This window comes from Actinophytocola sp. KF-1 (assembly GCF_054661535.1).
Genome location: NZ_BAAFVK010000006.1, coordinates 38,625 through 54,025, shown reverse-complemented (window position 1 = coordinate 54,025; position 15,401 = coordinate 38,625). Strand labels below are relative to the sequence as shown.

Below are 15,401 nucleotides of genomic sequence, written 5' to 3'. Positions count from 1 at the left end.
TTGTCCACAGCCCACCTGGTTGTCCACACGCGCCACGTGCACGGCCGGAACTGTCGGTGCCGTCCCGTAGGCTGGATTCCGGGGGCCGGAGGCCGCCGGAGCTCTCGGCGACGGGTGTCAGCGCGGGCGGAACACCACGGTGCGCAGCATCACGAAGTTGATGACCGTCGCCAGGCCCTGGGCCACGACCCACGCCGCCGTGATGCGCCAGCCGCCCGCGGGCAGGACCTGCAGCATCAGCGCGTTCACGCCCACGTTCACGAAGAACGTCACCGTGTACAGCAGCGCGAACCCGCCCGCCTGGCCGATGCCGCCACGTCCCGCGGCGAACGTGAACCGGCGGTTGAGGAAGAACGCCGTCGTCGTGCCCGCGATGAAGCTCAGCGCCTTCGCCGCGTGGACCCACAGGCCCAGCGCCAGCAGGCCCTGGTACACGCCGTAGTCGACGAGCGCGCAGAAACCGCCGATCAGCACGAACCGCACCAGCTGGCGCACCAGGCGCGGTTGGGTGTCGACGGCGGTCACGGAGCCAGTGTAGGAGCCCCCGGGCACCCGGATACCCTCGGTGCGGTGAAGCCACAAAAGCTCACCGGCTGGGGCCGGACCGCCCCCACGAGCGCGCGGGTCGTCCGCACCGCCGACCTCACCACCATCGCGGACGCCGTGAAGAACGCCGGGCCGCGTGGGGTGATCGCCCGCGGGCTCGGGCGCAGCTACGGCGACCCGGCGCAGAACGCGGGCGGGACGGTCGTCGACATGACCGCGCTCGACCGCATCCACCGCGTGGACGCCGACGCGGGGACGGTGGAGGTCGACGCCGGGGTCTCGCTCGACACGCTGATGCGGGCGCTGCTGCCGTTCGGGCTGTGGCTGCCCGTCCTCCCCGGCACCCGGCAGGTCACCGTCGGCGGGGCGATCGGCAGCGACATCCACGGCAAGGCGCACCACGTCGAGGGCAGCTTCGGCGACCACGTGCGGTCGCTCGACCTCCTCACCGCCGACGGCGAGATCGCCACCCTCACCCCCGACGACGACCTGTTCTGGGCCACCGTCGGCGGCATGGGCCTCACCGGCATCGTGCTGAAGGCGACCCTGCACCTCAACCACGTCGAGACCGCCTACTTCGTCGTCGACACCGAGCAGATCGGCAGCCTCGACGAGCTGATGGCGCGCCAGAGCGTCGACGACGAGAAGTACGTCGAGTCCGTCTCCTGGTTCGACGCCGTCACCACCGGGCCGCACCTCGGCCGCGGCATCCTCACCCGCGCCAACCACGCCACGGTCGACGACCTGCCGAAGAAGCTCCGGAAGCACCCGCTGAAGTTCGACGCGCCGCAGCTCCTGACGGTCCCGGACGTGTTCCCGCCCGGCATGCTCAACAAGCTGACCGGCCGGATCTTCAGCGAGCTGTGGTACCGCAAGTCGCCGACGAAGCTCGGCGCGGTCCAGAACATCACGCAGTTCCTGCACCCGCTGGACCTGGTCGGCGAGTGGAACCGCGGCTACGGGCCGCACGGCTTCCTGCAGTACCAGTACGTGGTCCCGTTCGGCGCCGAGGACGTCATCCGGCACACCGTGCGCCGCATGACCGAGACCGGCCAGGTGTCCGCGCTGAACGTGCTCAAGCGCTTCGGCGATGGCAACCGCGCGCCGCTGTCCTTCCCGATGGCCGGCTGGACGTTGTGCGTCGACCTGCCGGTCGGCGGCGGCGTGCACGAGCTGTGCGAAGAGCTGGACGAGCTGGTGCTCGCCGCGGGCGGGCGGCACTACCTGGCGAAGGAGTCCCGCGCGACGCCCGAGGTGATCGCGCGTGGTTACCCGCGGCTCGACGAGTGGCGCAAGATCCGCGCCACCGTCGACCCGCACGGAAAGTTCGCTTCGGACATGTCGAGAAGGTTGGAACTCTCGTGATCGACGCAGTCGGAAACCCCCAGTCGCTGCTGCTGCTCGGCGGCACCTCGGAGATCGGCCTCGCGGTCGCGAAGAAGTACGCGCGGCGCCGCCCGCTGCGGGTCGTGCTCGCCGCGCGGCCGTCCGAGCGGCTCGACAAGGCCGCCGACGACCTGCGTGCCGCGGGCGCCACGGTGTCCACCGTGGAGTTCGACGCCCTCGACACCGGCTCGCACGCCGCCGTGCTCGACAAGGCGTTCGGCGACGGCGACATCGACGTCACGGTCGTCGCGTTCGGCCTGCTCGGCGACGCGGAGCAGGCGTGGCAGGACCACGCGCGCGCGGTCGAGCTCGCGCAGGTCAACTACACCGCGCCGGTGTCGGTCGGGGTGCTGCTCGCGGAGCGCCTGCGCAGGCAGGGGCACGGCCGGATCGTCGCGCTGTCGTCGGTTGCGGGTGAGCGGGTGCGCCGGTCGAACTTCGTGTACGGCTCGACGAAGGCCGGCATGGACGGCTTCTACCTTGGCCTGGGCGAGGCGCTGCGCGGCGACGGCATCACCGTCACCGTGGTCCGGCCCGGGTTCGTGCGCACGAAGATGACCGAGGGCATGAAGCCGGCGCCGCTGTCGGCGACCGCCGACCAGGTGGCCGACGTGGTCGTGAGCGCGGTGACCAAGCGCAAGGAGCTGGTGTGGGCGCCCGCACCCCTGCGCGTGCTGTTCTCGATCCTGCGGCACGTCCCGCGGCCGATCTTCCGCCGTCTGCCGATCTGACGGTCAGTGGCCGTCCGCGAGCCTGCTGAGGTGCTCCAGTGCGGAGAGCAGGCTGCCGCGGCGCAGGCGCGGGCCCAGCTCCACGGACAGCCCGCCACCGTCGGCGGTGATCCGCCTGCGCCGCCACCTCGGCACGTCGCGCACGGGGAACGCGCAGGTCAGCCGCAGTGTCGCCCGTCGCCGGGTCTTCCTGTGGACACCTTCGTGCCCGCTGGACAGCTCGAACCGGCGCACCTGCGACGCGACGAACGGGCGGCCTCGCCACACGCCCGTCACGGTGATCTCGGGATGCCACGCCCCGGCCTGGGGCTTCCCGAACACGCCGGTCCGGTAACCCTCGCCGATCCGGCCCCTGCGCAGCAACGCCCACGCCTGCCTGCGCCTGCGCCGCTCCTGCTCGTCGAACGCGGCCCGGCCGCCGTCCCCGCCTGGCAGGTCGACCTGCCAGCCGTGCCGCCGCGCCAGGCCGCCCACCAGCAGGTACCGGAACGCGAGCCCGGACAGCCACCGGACCACGAGGGTGCCCACGACCACGACGAACAGGACCAGCAGGCCCCAGGCCCGCCAGTCCCACGTCGCGATCAGCGTCACTGGATGGTGAGGTCCTCGGAGGTCTCCTCCACCGACTGGTCACCGCCGGTGTTGCCGTATTCGCCCGCCTTGTAGCCGTTGTTGGCGTTGCGGGCGATCTTGCCGCGGTCGGTGTACTGGCCCTTGAGGCTGTCGAGGCCCTTCTCGCCGAGCCGCTGCGGGAACGTCTTCACCGCGTCGAAGTCGTCGAGGAGCTTGCCGCCGCGCTCGCGGGCGCCGAGCTTGGCCTGCATGCGCGCGGTCTGGCCGAACGCCCTGCTCGCGGTGCCCGCCTGCTTGAAGAAGTCCTTGGTCTTGGCCATCAGCGTCTTCAGCTTGTCGAGCAGCTGCTTGAGCATGTTGAGGATCTTCTGCAGCTTGCTGACCTGCTTGGTCGCCTTCACCGTGGTCTGGGTGCCCTTGGCGAACGTGCCGGTCCACGCGGCCGCGACCGAGCCGCCGAACGTCGGGGCCGCCGCGGCGAGCGCGGGGATCCAGATGAGGACCAGCCACTCGACGAACTCGGTGAGCAGCGCCTTGATGAACTCCTCGATGACCGTCATGACCATGCTGGAGATCTGCAGCAGCTGCGCGATGTCGCCCGCCTGGCCCGCGGTGCCGCCGATGCCCGTGGCGAACCGCTCCATGCGCTTCTGGGCGGCGTCCTTCGCGGCCCCGCCCCACTCCTTGAGCGACTCGCCGACGTCGGCGACGAACTTCTCGCCGTAGTCCGCGAGGCCCTTGGCGATGGCGTTGAAGTTCGACGCCGCGTTCAGCAGCGCCGGGCCGTCGCCGCTGACCATGTGGATCAGGTCCTGCAGCGGCTGGACGACCGTGATGAGGAAGTTCAGGCCCTGCCCGATCAGCCAGCCGAGCGGGTCGGTGGCGATGCCGGTGGCGGCGTCCTTGCAGGACTGGATGAACGTGGCGGCGCCGACGGTCGTGCCACGCCAGTCGCCGTCGCTCATGGCGAGGCCGGCGCTGACCGCGCCACCCACCACGGGCAGCCCGCGCGCGACCTTCTCGCCGTAGCCCATCTCCGCGCTGATCGTGATGCCGGAGAGCTGGCCGGTGGTCTTCTCGCCACCCATGTCAGTTGCCTCCCAGCGCCGCGGCGCCCTCGTTGAAGATCGCCGCCACGGCCTCCTCGACCGCCCGGTAGTCGGCCGCGGTGTCGGTCATCTTGTCCGCGCCGCCCTGCAGGCCGTCGGACATGTCGCCGAGCAGGTTGTTCAGGTCGCCGAGCATGCCCGTGTAGCTGGCCTTCACGAAGAGCCCGACGATGCCCCACGACTCGTCGCCGACGTCGGACTGCGACACCAGCCCTCGCACCTCGGACACGAGTGCCTTGTCGCCGGAGAGCTTGCTCGCGTACTTGTCGATGCCGTCGAGGTTGACGTTGAAGCCGTCCGCCATCTCAGTCCTCTTCGTCGTCGGACAGGTTGCGGAGGTAGGAGTCGCCCGACGAGTGATCGGTTCCACTCTGGACGGAGAAGGTGTCGCGCAGGACCGGTGGCTCGTCGTCGTCCTCGTCGTCCTCGTCGCCGTCGGCGCGCGGGCGCACCTTCTCCCGCAGCTCCTCGACCGGCACGCCCATGACCTCGGCCTGCGTCTCCAGCACCTGGTCCAGCACGGGCGCCTCGTCGCCCGCGTACTCCTGCACGATGCCCGCCTGCTGCCTGGCGGCGTCGGCGAGCGCGTCCTGGAGCGTCGACATGATCGTCGCGCCGAGCCGCTGGGCGCCGAGCCGCAGCGCGTCCTCGGTCAGCCTGATGTCCAGCACCGAGCCGCCCGGCCCGGCGACCACGGTGACCGACCGGTCCGGCGACGACGCGCTGACCTCGAGGGACGCCAGCTCGGACCGCATACCGGCCAGCTGCTCGAAACGGTCGTCCACGTTCTTGATGCTGGCCTGGAACGCCTCGAACTCGGCCACGAGCTGATCGAACTCAGCCGTCATGCACGCCTCCCCGGCAGATCTCGCGTGCACAACATGATGGCCCAGCGCACGTGGCCCGGCAGCCGATCGTCCACTTCGGTCAGGAATGTTCGTGATCGCGAACGCATGGACACACTGTACACAAGTATGTACACTTCTGCCATGTCCAGCGAAGCGTTAGCACGGGTCGGTATTCGGGAGCTGCGGGACAACCTCAAGGACGTGCTGGAGAAGGTGGAGCTCGGCGCCACGGTCGAGGTCACCAAGAACGGGAGGACGATCGCCATGATCGTGCCCAAGCCGGGCGGCGACGGCGTGGAACGGCTCATCGCCGAGGGCAAGCTGCTGCCCCCGCGCAGCGGCAGCGGCAGCGTCCGGCTGCCCCGCCGTGTGCTGCCGCCGCCGGGCAGCCCGGCGAGCGGCGAGGTGCTCGACGACATGCGCACGGAGCGGCGGTGATCTATCTCGACACGTCCGCGCTGGTAAAGCTGGTCATCGAGGAGGCGGAGTCCAGCGCGCTGGAACACTGGCTGCTGCTCCAGGAGGTGCCGCTCGCGACGAGTGTGATCGGCCGTGTCGAACTGCTGCGCGTGTGCCGCCGCCTGGTGCCGGAGAGCGTGGCGCCGGCCCAGCTGCTGCTCGCCGACCTGCCCGTCATCCCGGTGGACGGCTGGCTCGTGGACGTCGCCGAGGCCGTCGGCCCGTCGGCGCTGCGCACGCTCGACGCGCTGCACCTGGCGGCCGCGTTCTCGGTCGGTGACCTGCTGACGTCGTTCGTCACGTACGACAAGAGCCTGCGGGACGCCGCCCTGCTGGCCGGCATGCCGGTGGTGACACCGGGCGTGGCCTGACCGCCGATGAGTTCCACCCGCCGGGCTGGTCTACCCGCCATGGACCTGTACAGCGTGATGTGCGTGCGCGACCGCGGGAAGGCCGTGGCCTGGTACGAGGTGTTCTTCGGCCGCGCCGCCGACGAGGTCATCGGCGAGGAGTACCTCTGGCAGGTCGGCGAGAACGCGTGGCTCGTCGTCGACGACCGGGAGATGCGCGCCGCACGGGTGGGCGGCTCGATGGTCACGTTCGGCGTGACCGACATGGACGAGATCCTGGCCCGCCTGGCGGCGCACGGCATCACGCACGCTCCGGTGGAGACGTACGGCAACGGCGTCCGCCACGTCGACGTACTGGACCCCGATGGGAACAGCCTCTCGCTCGCGCAGGCCCCGGCGCAGCGGTGAGTGCGCGCAGCCCGGATCCCTCCTGTGAGCCGGGCGGGAACGGCGAGCAACACCGCCCGATGCCCGAAGCGGGCCGCCGAGCACCGCCGCTCCGCGTGACCGGCCGTCGTCAGCGACGCCACGCGGATGCGGCCGTCCGGCGGGCTCGGCCCCACCGACATCGAGCCCGCCGCGTCGAGCACGCGCAGCAGGCGGCTGACGTACCCGGAGTCCAGGTCCAGCCGCCTGCGCAGCGCACATCGACAAGCGGGCGGTCGCGGGCCAGGTGACGCTAGTTCGCGAAGCCGTGCTTCCTGGCCTGGTCGCTGCCGTAGACCTTGGTCATGGGCGGCAGCACGTCCAGGTGCGCGGTCACCACGTGCGTGAAGTTCACGGCCACCGTCGAGCCGTTCGCCAGTTTCGGGCGCCCGACCGCGGCGCTGCCGAGCAGGTCGGGCAGCTTCTCCTCCAGTTCGCGGGCGCCGTCCTCCGACAGTTCGAACACGATCGGCTCGCCGCCGCCCGTGACGTGTAGTACCAGTGCGCGTTTCGAGTCAGACATGCTTCAAGACCAGCAGGACGGCCACGCACCGGCAACCGGAGTTCACCGACAGCAAATCCGCTAGAAGCGGAAGAAGCGCTCCTTGCGGCCCTGGCGCACCAGTTTCAGCCACTGCAGGAACGCCTTCGGGTCGCGCTTGGTCCCGATGAAGTACAGGCCGAACCGGACGATCTCCAGCATGCCGATCTTCCGCAGCCCCGGCTGCGACAGCAGGTAACCGCGGTTGCGGTACGTGTAGTACCGCTTCACGTCGCTCGCCGGGTCCTGCGCGTGCAGCCGGCCGCCGAGCATCGGCTTGAACTCGTCCGAGCCGTCCGGGTGCAGGTACGCGACCCGCAGGCACGTGCCGAACGGCAGCCCCGACCGCACGAGCCTGCGGTGGATCTCGACCTCGTCGCCGCGGAAGAACAGCCGGTAGTCGGGGACGCCGATGACGTCCAGCGTGGACGCGCGGAACAGGGCGCCGTTGAACAGCGACGCGATGCCCGGCAGGAAGTCCGTGCCCAGCTCACCGGTGTTGCGCTTCCACGTCAGGCCGCGGCGCATGGGGAAGGCGAGCCGGTCCGGGGTCTCGATGTTCGTCACCACCGGCGAGATCTCCGCCAGGTTCCGCTTCCCGGCCTCGCCGAGCAGGACCTCGAGGACGTTCTCGTCGGCGGGCCTGCCGTCGTCGTCCGCGCACCAGACCCACTCGGCGCCCATGGCCAGCGCGTGCAGCATGCCCAGCGCGAACCCGCCGGCGCCGCCGAGGTTGCGGTGCGACTCGAGGTAGGTCGACGGCACGGGGCAGCTCTCGACGATGTCCCGCACCGGCTCGTCCGGGCCGTTGTCGACGACGACGAGGTGGTCAGGCGGTCTGGTCTGCGCGCCGATCATCTTCAGCGAGTCGGCGAGCAGGTCCCGGCGGTGGCGGGTGACGACCACCGCCACCACCGCGTTCGCGGGCAACCGCCGGGCTTCCATCAGACCTCGCTGGGGTTCGTCGTCAGTGCGGGCTCGATACCGAGCCGCGCGCGCGTTTCCGCGCTCATGCTCTCGAACGGGTCCCTGCCCTTGTACGCGGTGATGACCTCGCGCAGCGAGCCGTGCTGCTTCATGTGACCCTCGTCCATCCAGATGGCCGTGTTACACAGCTCGAACAATAGGTCGTCCTGGTGCGAAGCGAACACCAACAGGCCGGAACGCTTGACGAGATCCACCAGCCGGGTGCGTGCCTTCGCGAGGAACGCCGCGTCGACCGCGCCGATGCCCTCGTCCAGCAGCAGGATCTCCGGGTCGATCGACGTGACCACGCCGAGCGCCAGCCGGACCCGCATGCCGGTCGAGTACGTCCGCAGCGGCATCTGCAGGTAGTCGCCGAGCTCGGTGAACTCCGCGATGTCGTCGACCCGCTTCTCCATCTGCTTGCGGGTCATGCCGAGGAACAGCCCGCGGATCATGATGTTCTCGAGGCCGGAGATCTCCGGGTCCATGCCGACGCCGAGGTCGAACACCGGCGCGATCTTCCCGACGATCCGCGACGAGCCCCGCGTCGGCTCGTAGATGCCGGCCAGGAGGCGCAGCAGCGTCGACTTGCCGGCGCCGTTGTGGCCGACGAGCGCGACGCGGTCACCTTCCTTCAGCGACAGGGTGATGTCGTGCAGTGCCTCGATGATCGGCACCTTCTGCTCGGTGCCGATCTTGCCGCCCACCTTGCCGAGGACGAGCTTCTTCAGGGAACGGGACTTCGCGTCGAAGATCGGGAAGTCGACGGAGGCGTTCCAGACGTTGATGCTGACCATGTCGTTTCTCGCCTCACTCAGACCCAGTAGGAGACCCGTGCGCGGTAGTTGCGCATGGCCACGAAGGCCAGCGCCCACCCCACAACGGTAAACCCGGCGACCACGACCCAGTTGTGCCAGCTCTGCACGTTGCCGATGAGCGGCGCGCGCAGGATCTGCACGTAGTGGTACAGCGGGTTCAGCTCGGCGATGAGCGCCCGGCCACCGCCACCGTCGCCGAACTTGTCGGTGAGGATGTCGGTGGTCCACACGATCGGCGTCATGAAGAACAGCAGCTGGATCAGGCTGTTGATGACCGGCGGGATGTCGCGGTAGCGGGTGGAGATGATGCCGAAGAGGATCACGACCCAGCCGCCGTTGACGGCGATCAGGAAGAACGCGGGGATGGCCAGCAGCGCCGACCAGCCGATACCGGGCTGCTCGGTGCTCGAGCCGGGCGTGATCTCGTAGGTGCCGGAGAGGTCCGACCAGAAGATCGCCAGGACCACGAAGTACACGGCCAGGTTGTGCGCGAACATCAGCGTGAGCCGCCACACCGTGCGCAGCGCGTACACCGTCAGCGGCGCGGGCAGGTGCTTGATCAGGCCCTCGTTGCGGATGAACGTGTCGGTGCCCTCGAGCAGGCAGCCGTTGATGAAGTTCCAGACGATGAACCCGACGGTGATGTACGGGAGGAACGTCTGGATGTGCGCGCCGAACAACTGTGAGTAGAGAAGGCCGAGGCCGATCGCGGTGATGGCCATCGACAACGTGATCCACAGCGGGCCGATGACCGACCTGCGGTAGCGCTGCTTGATGTCCTGCCACCCGAGGTGCCCCCACAGCTCGCGCTGCTTGAAGCCCTCGACGATGTCCTCCCACGCACGCGACCAGCTACGGGTCGACGGGGGTGGCGGGGGCGCCTGCTCCTGCTCGGCAGTGCTCGTTACTGACACGGCTGTCGAGCGTACCGGCGGCCACCGTGCGTGCCGCAGGGGCCGCGTCCCGCACAGGTTCGTTGTCACACCGAGACCCTGCGCACAGATCAAGATCGTTCGCCTGCTGGTAACTTCTGCGCTCATGGTCGACGTCGCCCCTGCGCGGAGCGTCATGCGCGCTCTCATTGACGTCTACGCCGAGCACCCAGAACCCCGGACCGTCGCTGTCGTCGGCAACATGCCGCTGCCGCCGGACGAGGAGCGGGCCAAGGCCATCGACGCCAGTGACCTGGTCTTCCGGGTCAACGGGTTCGTCACGGACGAGCCCGGCGCGCCCCCCACCGTGGGCAGCCGCACGCACGTCGTGGTGTTCAACCGCGCGCTGCGTGCCACGAAGTACGTGTTCGAGAACTACCGCAAGCGGCTCTACCTCATGGTGGAGCCCGGCAGGCTGCACTGGGAACCGGACAACCTGCCCGGCTGGTGGCCCGCGGACCTCGGGCTCGTGCCGGTCAACAACGCCGAGGTCACGCTGCCCCTGTCGGACGCGCTCGGCCTCCCGACCCGCACCCAGGGCACGTGGGCGACGACGGGGACGATGGCGGCCTGGATAGCACGCACCTGCTATCCGGAGGCTGATCTCCTGCTCACCGGGTACTCGTTCATCGATGACCCGAACCAGACGCACTGGATGCACGCGGCCGGTGACTCCTGCATCGTCGGGCCCGAGCACCAGATCGCCGCCGAGGGGCGGCTGCTCGACTCGTGGACAAAGACCGGCCGCACCAGGCTGCTTCGCTGAGGGAAACACATTGCCGATCAACAGCTCCCGGGGACTCCGCAACCTCTTCGGGGCCCGCCGGATCATCTCCGACCGCATCAAGCGGCTGATCAACTACCGCATCGACGACCACCTGCGGGACCTCTACGCGACCGTCGACCGGCTCGCGAGAGACCACTCCGACGTCGTCGAGGACATGCGCAGACGGCTCAGCGACCTCGAGCGCCGCTACAACGAGATGGACAAGGTCCAGTACTGGACCAAGAACGAGCTGGAGCGCGTGATCCCGCAGGTCGCCGCGCAGGAGTCGCAGCTGGAGGCGCTGCGCGAGAAGATCGCGGCCGTGCCGGTCGGCGACCAGCCGCAGATCGACGAGTCCCGCACCCTGATCGACGAGATCCGCCGCGAGCACAGCCAGATCAAGGTGCGCCTCACCGCGGTCGCGCAGTACGAGGACCGGCTCAGGAAGCTCGAAGATCGCGCCGAGTAGCCGTCCGACCTCCGGCATCACGTTCCGTTGCCAGTGTTCACAGTTTAACGTTCAAGTGGGAATTGTTGACTGGTTGTCTTCATCAGTCAACTCTGTTGCGCGTTACTCCATTCGTGGACCCTGAGTCGTGGGCAGAGGCGCGGAGGTCGGGGTCATGGTGGAAGTCCAGTGGTGGTTATCGGCTTACGACAACCGGGTGCACGCGTTCGGCAACGAGGAAGCCGGACGCGACTTCGGTGAGGCGCTCTGCGAGCACTGCGTGCCGAACAACAAGATCTCCTGCACCGACGACGGCGAACGGTGCCTGGCGTGCTTGCTGATCTTCGGCGACCTGCTCGCGGACACGTACGGAGAGGCGGCCTGGCGGGCCTCCTGACCGGCACCAGTACGTTGGGGCCATGCGTGAAGTCAGGATCGGCAAGCACACGGTCGGGCCGGGCCACCGGCCGTTCGTCATCGCCGAGATGTCCGGGAACCACAACGGCGACCTGGACCGCGCGATGGCGATCGTCGACGAGGTGGCGCGGTCCGGCGCGCAGGCGCTGAAGCTGCAGACCTACCGCGCCGACACGATCACGATCGACGTCGACGGGCCTGCCTTCCGCGTCTCCGACGACCACTCGCTGTGGGGCGGCGAGAACCTCTACTCCCTGTACGAGAAGGCGCACACGCCGTGGGAGTGGCACGCCCCGATCTTCGAACGCGCGGCCGCCCTGGGGTTGACCGTCTTCTCCAGCCCGTTCGACCCGACCGCGATCGAGCTGCTCGAGTCCCTCGACGCCCCCGCCTACAAGATCGCGTCCGCCGAGATCGTCGACCTGCCGCTGATCGAGCTGGCCGCGCGCACGGGCAAGCCGCTGATCATCTCCACCGGCACGGCGAACGTCGCCGAGATCCACGCCGCCGTCGACACCGCCCGGCGGGCGGGCAACGACCAGCTGATCGTGCTCGGCTGCACGGCGTCGTACCCGGCTGACCCGGCCGACAGCAACCTGCGGGGCATCCCGCTCATCCGCGACACCTTCGACGTGGTGCCCGGCCTGTCCGACCACACGATGGGCATCGGGGTGCCGGTGGCCGCGGTCGCGCTGGGCGCGTGCGCGATCGAGAAGCACGTCACGCTCAAGCGCACCGACGGCGGCGTCGACAGCGAGTTCTCCCTGGAACCGGTCGAGCTGGCAGCCCTGGTCACGGAGACGGAACGGGCCTGGCAGGCCCTGGGCACCCCGCGCATCGGCCCGAAGGCCAGCGAGCGCGAAACCGCCCGCGTCCGCCGCTCACTGTGGGTGGTCGAAGACGTGGCGGAGGGCGACGAGGTCACCCCGGCCAACGTCCGCTCGATCCGCCCGTCCGGCGGCCTGCCCCCGGCCCACCTCCCCACAGTCCTGGGCCGCCACTTCCGCCGGGCGGCCCCGAAGGGCACCCCGCTCACCTGGGACCTGGTCTAACCTCGCGAGTCGCGTCCTCATACATCGCGAGTCGCGTTCCCCGGCACACTGAGTTGTACGTTTCGTGCACCTCGGCGACTGCACGAAACGTACAACTCGTCGTGTCTGAGAGCGCGACTCGCTGTGTTTGAGAGCGCGACTCGCGGGTCAGTTATCCACAGGTTTGAAAGTCGCAAGCGCTTGCCAACACACACGTTGTCCACAGGGCGTGTTGTTGTCCACAGAGTTATCCACAGGGGAGTTGGGCGAGGCGTTCGCGGGCGTAGTGCGGTTCGACCAGCCATCCGTTCGCCGCTTCCCACGCGTTGACCGCGGCGTGGGCGGCCGGGGGCAGGTCGATGCCCGGGATGTCCGCCAGGTCCAGCCACGGGTGGTCGACGCGGGCCTCGTCCCAGTCGAGGAACCCGATCCGGTCGCCGTCGACGCGGATGTTCGCCGCGCACGGGTCGCCGTGGACCACCGTCGACGGGCCGTCCAGGGCCCGCCACGCCGACCGGCACGCCTCGACGGCCTCCGGGGGCATCGCCGTCAGGTCGACGTCGCCGCCGCGGTCGGTCGTGAGCAGCTCACGCGTGCCCGGGAAGTCGGGGCGGGGCGGCCACCCGGCCATCAGCTCGTGCAGCCGGCGCAGCTCGGCCACCACCAGGGCCCAGTCCGTCGGTTCACGGCCCGGGAGCCAGCGCTGCACGACCACGCCGTCCACGTGCGCGCGGCCGTCCGCGCGGACCACCTCGGGTACGACGAAGCCGTGCGCCGCCAGGTGGTCCAGCAGCGCCAGCTCCCACTCCAGCGACGGGATGGACCGCTTCGACCGGCGGGCCACCAGGTCGCCCTCGAGGCGGAACACCTCGTTGCGGTGCCCGCCCAGCCGTTCGAGCACCGCGGGCGAACCCCACGGCGTGAGGTCCATCTAGAAGAACTCCCGCACGAGATCGATCACGCGGTCCACGTCGCCGTCCGACAGGTCCGGGAACAGCGGCAGCGACAGCTCCTCGGCGTAGAACCGCTCCGCGTTCGGGCACATGCCGCGTTGGTAGCCGAGGTCGGCGAACACCGGGTGCCAGTACACCGGGATGTAGTTCACCTGCACGCCGATCCCGTGCTCGCGCAGGTGGTCGAACAGCGCGCGCCTGCGCCCGTCCAGCACCCGCAACGGGTACAGGTGCCACATCGGGTCCGCGCCCGGCAGTGTCACCGGCGTGCGCACACCATCCACATCGGACAACCCGGCGGTGTAGCGGGCGTGGATCTCCGCGCGCCGCTCCTTGAACCACACCAAGCGCTTCAGCTGGCTGGAACCCAAGGCGCACAACACGTCCGGCAGCCGGTAGTTCAGGCCGAACTCGTGCACCTCCTGGTGCCAGCCGCCCTCGTCGGGGAACCGCATGCGTGCCTTGTCCCGCACCAGGCCGTGGTTGCGGAACTGCGCCGCGCGCCGCGCGAGGTCCGGGTTCGGCGTCGCGACCGCGCCGCCCTCGGCCGTCGTCAGGTTCTTGGTGGGGAAGAAGGAGAACGTCGTCAGGTCCGCCAGCGAGCCGACCGGCCGCCGCTGCCACGTGCCGCCGACCGAGTGCGCCGCGTCCTCGAGCAGCAGCGCGCCGCCGTCGTGCGCGACCTTGCACAGGTCGTCGACCGGCGCCGGGTGCCCCGCGTAGTCCACGGCGGACACCACGCGCGTCTTCGACGTCATCGCGGCCGCGGCCGCCTCCGGCAGCAGGTTCCCGGTCTCCGGTGACACGTCCGCGAACACGACCTTCGCGCCCTGCAGGACCGCGGTGGCCGCGGTCGCCACGAACGTCATCGGCGCGCACACGACCTCGTCGCCCGGCCCGATGCCCGCCGCCGCGTACGCCACGTGCAGCGCCGCGGTCCCGGAGGTCACCGACACCGTCGGCACCCCGCCGACCAGCGCGGACAGGTCCTCCTCGAACCGGCGCACGGCCGGCCCGGTGGTCAGCCAGTCGCCGCGCAGCACCGAGGCCACCGCCTCGATGTCCTCCTCGACGATCGACTGGCGCCCGTAGGGCAGCACGTCACCCATACTGGTCCACCAACGTCCGCAGGTCGTCGTCGGACAGCCACAGGTCGTTGGTGTCCGACCGGTACGCGAAGCCCTCCGGCACCGGCTTGCCGTCGGCGGGCGGCTCGTAGCCCCAGCCCGCGATGTGCGGCATCACGATGTACCGGTCGTCGAGCAGCAGCGTCCGGCGCGAGTCGTCGGGCGCGATCATCTCCTCGTGCAGCTTCTCGCCAGGACGGATGCCGACCTCGGTCATCGGGCTGTCCGGCGCGATCACCCGCGCCAGGTCCACCAGCCGCATGCTGGGGATGCGCGGCACGTACAGCTCGCCGCCGTGCATCTGGTCGAACGAGTTCACCACGAACTCGACCGCCTGCGGCAGCGTGATCCAGAAGCGGGTCATCCGCAGGTCGGTGATCGGCAGCGCCTCACCGCGCTCGGCCAGCGACTTGAAGAACGGGATGACCGAGCCGCGCGACCCCATCACGTTGCCGTACCGGACCACGGAGAACCGGGTCGGGTGGCCCGCCGCGTAGTGGTTGGCGGAGATGAACAGCCGGTCCGCGCACAGCTTCGTCGCGCCGTACAGGTTGATCGGGCTGGACGCCTTGTCCGTCGACAGCGCGACGACCTTCTTGATGCCGCAGTCGATGGCCGCCTCGATCACGTTCTGCGACCCGGTGATGTTGGTCTGCACGAACTCGAACGGGTTGTACTCGGCCGTGTCGACCTGCTTGAGCGCGGCGGCGTGCACCACGTAGTCCACGTCGTGCATGGCGCGCTCGATGCGGCGGCGGTCCCGCACGTCACCGATGAACCAGCGCAGCCGCGGGTCGTCGCCGAACATCTGGCGCGCCTCGTACTGCTTCAGCTCGTCGCGGGACAGGATCACCAGGCGCCGCGGGTCCAGGTGCTTCAGCGCGTAGTCGATGAACGCCTTGCCGAAGGACCCCGTCCCGCCCGTGAGCAGGATGCCCGCCCCTTCGAGCAGCGCCATGGTCTTACCTCCGCGG

At 69.8% G+C, this 15,401-nt stretch carries 21 protein-coding genes; 9 read left to right on the top strand and 12 right to left on the bottom strand.

The features are described 5' to 3' along the window. Positions 1-117: 117 nt before the first annotated feature. Complete coding sequence (locus ACYQ77_RS18980) at positions 118-525, bottom strand: GtrA family protein (RefSeq protein WP_459713091.1); 408 nt, start codon at positions 523-525, stop codon at positions 118-120. A gap of 45 nt (positions 526-570) precedes the next feature. Between ACYQ77_RS18980 and ACYQ77_RS18975 the strand changes: the two genes are divergently transcribed. After that, entirely contained in the window at positions 571-1,911 is a 1,341-nt protein-coding gene (locus tag ACYQ77_RS18975) for an FAD-binding oxidoreductase (protein WP_459713089.1), read from the top strand. Next, positions 1,908-2,663, top strand: a complete 756-nt coding sequence (locus ACYQ77_RS18970) for a decaprenylphospho-beta-D-erythro-pentofuranosid-2-ulose 2-reductase (RefSeq protein ID WP_459713087.1) — start codon at positions 1,908-1,910, stop codon at positions 2,661-2,663. Before ACYQ77_RS18975 ends, ACYQ77_RS18970 begins: the two co-directional genes overlap by 4 nt. 3 nt (positions 2,664-2,666) lie before the next feature. On the opposite strand, the gene ACYQ77_RS18965 is transcribed toward ACYQ77_RS18970, so the two are convergent. From ACYQ77_RS18965 to ACYQ77_RS18950, 4 genes are read right to left on the bottom strand one after another with little or no spacing between them, the layout of a single operon-like run. Then, positions 2,667-3,254: a hypothetical protein gene (locus tag ACYQ77_RS18965; protein WP_459713085.1), complete on the bottom strand. Its 588-nt coding sequence runs from the start codon at positions 3,252-3,254 to the stop codon at positions 2,667-2,669. Further along, entirely contained in the window at positions 3,251-4,324 is a 1,074-nt protein-coding gene (locus tag ACYQ77_RS18960; protein ID WP_459713083.1) for a hypothetical protein, read from the bottom strand. The genes ACYQ77_RS18965 and ACYQ77_RS18960 overlap by 4 nt, the downstream gene beginning before the upstream one ends. Before the next feature lies 1 nt (position 4,325). Beyond that, complete coding sequence (locus ACYQ77_RS18955) at positions 4,326-4,649, bottom strand: ESX-1 secretion-associated protein (protein ID WP_459713081.1); 324 nt, start codon at positions 4,647-4,649, stop codon at positions 4,326-4,328. A gap of 1 nt (position 4,650) precedes the next feature. After that, positions 4,651-5,193, bottom strand: a complete 543-nt coding sequence (locus tag ACYQ77_RS18950; protein WP_459713080.1) for a YbaB/EbfC family nucleoid-associated protein — start codon at positions 5,191-5,193, stop codon at positions 4,651-4,653. Positions 5,194-5,334: 141 nt separating this feature from the next. On the opposite strand from ACYQ77_RS18950, the gene ACYQ77_RS18945 reads away from it, so the two are divergent. From ACYQ77_RS18945 to ACYQ77_RS18935, 3 genes are read left to right on the top strand one after another with little or no spacing between them, the layout of a single operon-like run. Then, positions 5,335-5,631, top strand: a complete 297-nt coding sequence (locus tag ACYQ77_RS18945; protein WP_459713078.1) for a type II toxin-antitoxin system Phd/YefM family antitoxin — start codon at positions 5,335-5,337, stop codon at positions 5,629-5,631. Continuing rightward, positions 5,628-6,023, top strand: coding sequence for a type II toxin-antitoxin system VapC family toxin (locus ACYQ77_RS18940; protein ID WP_459713076.1), 396 nt, complete (start codon positions 5,628-5,630; stop codon positions 6,021-6,023). The genes ACYQ77_RS18945 and ACYQ77_RS18940 overlap by 4 nt, the downstream gene beginning before the upstream one ends. Before the next feature lie 39 nt (positions 6,024-6,062). Further along, positions 6,063-6,410 (top strand): VOC family protein, encoded by a 348-nt coding sequence (locus tag ACYQ77_RS18935; protein WP_459713074.1) that lies wholly within the window; start codon positions 6,063-6,065, stop codon positions 6,408-6,410. A gap of 271 nt (positions 6,411-6,681) precedes the next feature. On the opposite strand, the gene ACYQ77_RS18930 is transcribed toward ACYQ77_RS18935, so the two are convergent. From ACYQ77_RS18930 to wzm, 4 genes are read right to left on the bottom strand one after another with little or no spacing between them, the layout of a single operon-like run. Further along, the gene (locus ACYQ77_RS18930; protein WP_459713072.1) at positions 6,682-6,951 is read right to left on the bottom strand and encodes a hypothetical protein; all 270 of its coding nucleotides are present in this window, start codon (positions 6,949-6,951) and stop codon (positions 6,682-6,684) included. A gap of 60 nt (positions 6,952-7,011) precedes the next feature. After that, the gene (gene glfT1 / locus ACYQ77_RS18925; RefSeq protein WP_459713070.1) at positions 7,012-7,914 is read right to left on the bottom strand and encodes a galactofuranosyltransferase GlfT1; all 903 of its coding nucleotides are present in this window, start codon (positions 7,912-7,914) and stop codon (positions 7,012-7,014) included. Then, positions 7,914-8,732, bottom strand: a complete 819-nt coding sequence (gene wzt, locus ACYQ77_RS18920) for a galactan export ABC transporter ATP-binding subunit Wzt/RfbE (protein WP_459713068.1) — start codon at positions 8,730-8,732, stop codon at positions 7,914-7,916. Before wzt ends, glfT1 begins: the two co-directional genes overlap by 1 nt. A 17-nt stretch (positions 8,733-8,749) precedes the next feature. Continuing rightward, the gene (wzm, locus tag ACYQ77_RS18915; protein ID WP_459713066.1) at positions 8,750-9,667 is read right to left on the bottom strand and encodes a galactan export ABC transporter permease subunit Wzm/RfbD; all 918 of its coding nucleotides are present in this window, start codon (positions 9,665-9,667) and stop codon (positions 8,750-8,752) included. A 154-nt stretch (positions 9,668-9,821) separates the two neighbouring features. Here wzm and ACYQ77_RS18910 point away from each other — a divergent pair, with 154 nt between their 5' ends. The 4 genes from ACYQ77_RS18910 (at position 9,822) to pseI (ending at position 12,368) form a co-directional block, all read left to right on the top strand. After that, complete coding sequence (locus tag ACYQ77_RS18910; protein ID WP_459713064.1) at positions 9,822-10,451, top strand: hypothetical protein; 630 nt, start codon at positions 9,822-9,824, stop codon at positions 10,449-10,451. Between the two features lie 10 nt (positions 10,452-10,461). After that, entirely contained in the window at positions 10,462-10,920 is a 459-nt protein-coding gene (locus tag ACYQ77_RS18905) for a hypothetical protein (RefSeq protein ID WP_459713062.1), read from the top strand. Positions 10,921-11,074: 154 nt separating this feature from the next. After that, complete coding sequence (locus ACYQ77_RS18900) at positions 11,075-11,296, top strand: hypothetical protein (RefSeq protein WP_459713060.1); 222 nt, start codon at positions 11,075-11,077, stop codon at positions 11,294-11,296. Between the two features lie 22 nt (positions 11,297-11,318). Beyond that, positions 11,319-12,368, top strand: a complete 1,050-nt coding sequence (pseI, locus tag ACYQ77_RS18895; protein ID WP_459713058.1) for a pseudaminic acid synthase — start codon at positions 11,319-11,321, stop codon at positions 12,366-12,368. 226 nt (positions 12,369-12,594) lie between these two features. Here the strand turns inward: pseI and ACYQ77_RS18890 are convergent, their stop codons facing one another. From ACYQ77_RS18890 to pseB, 3 genes are read right to left on the bottom strand one after another with little or no spacing between them, the layout of a single operon-like run. Then, positions 12,595-13,278, bottom strand: a complete 684-nt coding sequence (locus ACYQ77_RS18890) for a phosphotransferase enzyme family protein (RefSeq protein WP_459713056.1) — start codon at positions 13,276-13,278, stop codon at positions 12,595-12,597. Further along, entirely contained in the window at positions 13,279-14,409 is a 1,131-nt protein-coding gene (locus ACYQ77_RS18885; RefSeq protein ID WP_459713055.1) for a DegT/DnrJ/EryC1/StrS family aminotransferase, read from the bottom strand. Further along, complete coding sequence (gene pseB, locus ACYQ77_RS18880; RefSeq protein ID WP_459713053.1) at positions 14,402-15,385, bottom strand: UDP-N-acetylglucosamine 4,6-dehydratase (inverting); 984 nt, start codon at positions 15,383-15,385, stop codon at positions 14,402-14,404. The genes ACYQ77_RS18885 and pseB overlap by 8 nt, the downstream gene beginning before the upstream one ends. Positions 15,386-15,401 lie beyond the last annotated feature (16 nt).

Bases quoted from the DNA above. Each gene is read 5' to 3' on its own strand.
- ACYQ77_RS18960 (WP_459713083.1), bottom strand. From the start codon at position 4,324: ATGGGTGGCGAGAAGACCACCGGCCAGCTCTCCGGCATCACGATCAGC.
- ACYQ77_RS18955 (WP_459713081.1), bottom strand. From the start codon at position 4,649: ATGGCGGACGGCTTCAACGTCAACCTCGACGGCATCGACAAGTACGCG.
- ACYQ77_RS18950 (WP_459713080.1), bottom strand. From the start codon at position 5,193: ATGACGGCTGAGTTCGATCAGCTCGTGGCCGAGTTCGAGGCGTTCCAG.
- ACYQ77_RS18945 (WP_459713078.1), top strand. From the start codon at position 5,335: ATGTCCAGCGAAGCGTTAGCACGGGTCGGTATTCGGGAGCTGCGGGAC.
- ACYQ77_RS18935 (WP_459713074.1), top strand. From the start codon at position 6,063: ATGGACCTGTACAGCGTGATGTGCGTGCGCGACCGCGGGAAGGCCGTG.
- ACYQ77_RS18930 (WP_459713072.1), bottom strand. From the start codon at position 6,951: ATGTCTGACTCGAAACGCGCACTGGTACTACACGTCACGGGCGGCGGC.
- glfT1 (WP_459713070.1), bottom strand. From the start codon at position 7,914: ATGGAAGCCCGGCGGTTGCCCGCGAACGCGGTGGTGGCGGTGGTCGTC.
- wzt (WP_459713068.1), bottom strand. From the start codon at position 8,732: ATGGTCAGCATCAACGTCTGGAACGCCTCCGTCGACTTCCCGATCTTC.
- ACYQ77_RS18910 (WP_459713064.1), top strand. From the start codon at position 9,822: ATGCGCGCTCTCATTGACGTCTACGCCGAGCACCCAGAACCCCGGACC.
- ACYQ77_RS18900 (WP_459713060.1), top strand. From the start codon at position 11,075: ATGGTGGAAGTCCAGTGGTGGTTATCGGCTTACGACAACCGGGTGCAC.
- pseI (WP_459713058.1), top strand. From the start codon at position 11,319: ATGCGTGAAGTCAGGATCGGCAAGCACACGGTCGGGCCGGGCCACCGG.
- ACYQ77_RS18890 (WP_459713056.1), bottom strand. From the start codon at position 13,278: ATGGACCTCACGCCGTGGGGTTCGCCCGCGGTGCTCGAACGGCTGGGC.
- ACYQ77_RS18885 (WP_459713055.1), bottom strand. From the start codon at position 14,409: ATGGGTGACGTGCTGCCCTACGGGCGCCAGTCGATCGTCGAGGAGGAC.
- pseB (WP_459713053.1), bottom strand. From the start codon at position 15,385: ATGGCGCTGCTCGAAGGGGCGGGCATCCTGCTCACGGGCGGGACGGGG.